Raw genomic sequence first — 649 nt, forward strand, 5'->3', positions numbered from 1 at the left:
ATTTATCGAAGGTGATATCAGAGATTACGAAACCTGCCAGAAGGCGGTTTCAGGTGCTGACTATGTTTTACACCAAGCAGCGCTTGGCTCCGTTCCTCGTTCTATCGCAGACCCGATTACCACGAATGCAGCGAATTTTCATGCCTTATCTTACTGGAAGGAATTAGACTTTGGTAGCCACATAGCGCTTCGCTGCACCGAGGACAGGATAGAGCCACATCTAAAGAAAGCCTTAATCTTTACTCGGTGTAGGCCGCAGGCCGCTCTGTGTTCTCGGTGGTGAACCGTCTTTTGTGTTTTGATCTTTAAAGAAAACCAATTGAACCACAGAGGACACCGAGCGTTTCGCTGCACAGAGGAAGGAATTGAGACACTTCTAAAAAAAAAGCTTTTAATCTTTTCTCTGTGCAGGCCGCAGGCCGCTCCGTGTTCTCGGTGGTGAACCGTCTTTTAGGATTTTGAACTTAGGAATTCAATATACCATGGCATCGCTTCGGAAATACCTTCTAGAATTCGATACTCTGGCGCATAACCAAGCTTTGCCTTAGCTTTGCTTGTATCGGCTTGCGAGTGCCTTACATCACCAGCTCGGAAGTCTCTGTAAATTGGCTCTTTCGAAACATCAACATCATTCTCAGCTAGTGCTTTT

At 46.1% G+C, this 649-nt stretch carries 1 protein-coding gene and 1 pseudogene; one reads left to right on the forward strand and one right to left on the reverse strand.

The genetic code is table 11. The annotated features are described in order from the left end of the window. On the forward strand, positions 1-283 hold a 283-nt coding region (locus A3763_RS29950), incomplete at its 5' end, for an NAD-dependent epimerase/dehydratase family protein (RefSeq protein ID WP_304440794.1). Between the two features lie 167 nt (positions 284-450). On the opposite strand, the pseudogene A3763_RS28275 reads toward A3763_RS29950, so the two are convergent. After that, positions 451-649: pseudogene (locus tag A3763_RS28275) on the reverse strand (LPS biosynthesis protein WbpP); the annotation flags it as partial.

This window comes from Oleiphilus sp. HI0128 (genome assembly GCF_001635365.1).